This is a genomic window from Streptomyces sp. HSW2009 (assembly GCF_040240285.1).
Taxonomy (GTDB): domain Bacteria; phylum Actinomycetota; class Actinomycetes; order Streptomycetales; family Streptomycetaceae; genus Streptomyces.
This window is the reverse complement of record NZ_JBEHZD010000814.1, coordinates 1-2,537: the sequence shown is the minus strand read 5'-3', so window position 1 is coordinate 2,537 and position 2,537 is coordinate 1. Positions and strand designations below refer to the sequence as shown.

General features: G+C 73.1%; 2 protein-coding genes. Both read left to right on the top strand.

The features are described 5' to 3' along the window. Positions 1–226: 226 nt before the first annotated feature. Complete coding sequence (locus tag AAHZ94_RS32490; RefSeq protein ID WP_349997298.1) at positions 227–862, top strand: TetR/AcrR family transcriptional regulator; 636 nt, start codon at positions 227–229, stop codon at positions 860–862. Positions 863–1,083: 221 nt separating this feature from the next. Next, positions 1,084–2,537: DHA2 family efflux MFS transporter permease subunit (locus AAHZ94_RS32485; RefSeq protein ID WP_349997297.1), on the top strand; the 1,454-nt coding region annotated here is incomplete at its 3' end.

Sequence of the window (2,537 nt, the reverse complement as noted above, 5' to 3'; positions counted from 1 at the left end):
CCCCCCCCCCCCCCCCCCCCCCCCCCCCCCCCCCCCCCCCCGGCCGCGCCGCAGGTCAACCGCCCAGCCCCGCCCCCGGCCGCGCCTGGTTCCGCCAGCGCGTGGCCGGGGGCGTCGTGCTGTGTCGGCGGGGCCTCGGGCATCCTGCGGCAGTCGCCGGGGGCGGTGCGTCGGGGTGGGCGCCGGCGCCTTGACGCGTAAGTTATTGAGTAATAACTTAGCCCGCATGGCGCACTCCACACCCCGGATGAGTGCGGACGAGCGACGTACGGTCGCCGTTCGCGTGGCGATGTCGGAGTTCGCCAAGGGTGGGTACAGCGGCACGTCGACCGAGGCCATCGCGCGACGGGTCGGGGTTTCCCAGCCGTATCTCTTCCGGCTCTTCCCCAACAAGAAGGCGCTCTTCCAGGCCGCCGCCGAACTCTGCTTCCAGCGGACCACGGACGCCCTCGTGCGCGCCGCGGAGGGACTGCGCGGGGAAGAGGCGCTGGCGGCGATGGGCGAGGCGTACTCCAAGCTGATCGTCGACCGCGAGTTGCTGCTCATGCAGATGCAGCTCTACGTGACGGCCGGCGGCACGGACGACGAGGCGATCGTCACGTACGTACGGCAGGGCTGGATGGACCTGTGGGAGGTCGTCCGAGGGCTGAGCGGCGCGTCCGAGGAGGCGCTCGAAGAGTTCTTCTCGCGCGGCATGCTCATCAACGTGCTGGTCGCGCTGGGTGTGCCGGGTGACAACCAGTGCTGGGCGACGTTCGACGAGTACAGCAAGGCCGCCGCCACGGCCGCGGCAGAAGCGGCGGTGGACGGCCCGCCGGACGCCTCCGCCGGCGAAGGTCCGGACGGGCCCGGCGCCGAGTGAGGGCGCTACGGGCCGAATAGGGGGCGGGTGTCGCGTCGGATGTGGGGCGGTGGTGGCCTGCGGGGCCGGTCGGACGTGCTCGCCCGCGGGGCGTCGCGGTGGGGTTCGTCACTTGTCGGGCGTCGCCCGGGGCGTTGGCGGGATGTCGTGCTGGCGGCTGCGTAGGGCGTGTTTTTTTGACCCAGAAACTTAGTGAGTAATAACTAATCTAGGAGAGCGTGATGCAGACCGAACGGCCCGGCAGCCGGGCCACCGCCGTCTGGACCCTGATCATCACCAGCATCGCCGGCTTCATGGCGGCGCTGGACAACCTCATCGTCACCACCGCCATCCCGGACATAGGCAAGGACCTCGGCGGCGGGCTCGAAGAGCTGGAATGGACCGTCAACGCGTACACGCTGAGCTTCGCCGTGCTGCTCATGCTCGGTGCGGCGCTCGGGGACCGCTTCGGGCGCCGGCGCATGTTCCTCGTCGGCATCGCCCTGTTCACCGCGTCGTCCGCGGCGGCTGCGCTCTCCCCGGAGATCGGCGCCCTGATCGCCGCGCGCGCCGCCCAGGGTGTGGGGGCCGCGCTGCTGATGCCGCTCAGCCTGACCCTGCTGGCCGGCGCGGTGCCGCCGGAGCGGCGCGGCATGGCGTACGGCATCTGGGGCGCGGTCAACGGGCTCGCGGTCGCCGCCGGCCCGCTGATCGGCGGCGCCGTGGTGGAGCACATGTCCTGGCAGTGGATCTTCTGGTTGAACGTGCCGATCGGCGTCCTGCTGCTGCCGCTGTCCCGGCTGCGGCTGGCGGAGAGCCACGGCCCGGCCGACCGGCTCGACGTCGTGGGCACCGTGCTGGCCAGCCTCGGCCTGCTGGGCGTGGTCTTCGCGCTGATCCAGGGCAACATCGACGGCTGGAGCAGCGCTCCCGTACTGGCCGGGTTCGGGCTCGGCGTCGCCCTCCTCGTGGCGTTCGTCCGGTGGGAACTGCACACCGACGCCCCGATGCTGCCCATGCGGCTCTTCCGCTCCCGGATGTTCAGCCTGGTCAACGCGGCGGGGCTGCTGATGTACCTCGGCATGTTCGGCTCGATCTTCCTGCTCACCCAGTTCCTCCAGCTCATCCAGGGCTATTCGCCGCTGGAGGCCGGGGTGCGGATGCTGCCGTGGACGGCGATGCCGATGCTCGTCGCGCCGCTGGCCGGCGCCCTCGCGGACCGGATCGACGGGCGGTACATCGTCGCGACCGGCCTGGTGCTGATGGCGATCGGCCTCGGCTGGCAGGCCGTGATCGCCGCGCCCGAGGTCGGTTACGCGGCCCAGGTGCCGGCCTTCGCCGTCAGCGGCGCCGGCATGGCGCTGTTCTTCGCGCCGGTCGCGGCCCTGGTGATGAACTCCGTACGCCCCACCGAACAGGGCATCGCCTCCGGCGCCAGCAACGCGCTCCGCGAGACCGGCGGCACGATCGGCGTGGCCCTGCTGGCCTCGGTCTTCAGCGCCCGCGGCGGGTACGGCTCGCCCAGCGAGTTCACCGATGGGCTGACCCCCGCCCTGTGGGTCGGCGCGAGCGCCCTGGCCGTGGCGGCGCTCCTGGTGCTCCTGGCGCCGCGCCCCCGCCCCGCGCCCCCCCGGGGGGGCGGGGCCCCCGGCGGGGCGGCGGGCCGGGCCGCCGGCGCGCGAGCCGGCGCCCCGGG

Coding starts and splice junctions, on each gene's coding strand:
- AAHZ94_RS32490 (WP_349997298.1), top strand. CDS start 227: ATGGCGCACTCCACACCCCGGATGAGTGCGGACGAGCGACGTACGGTC.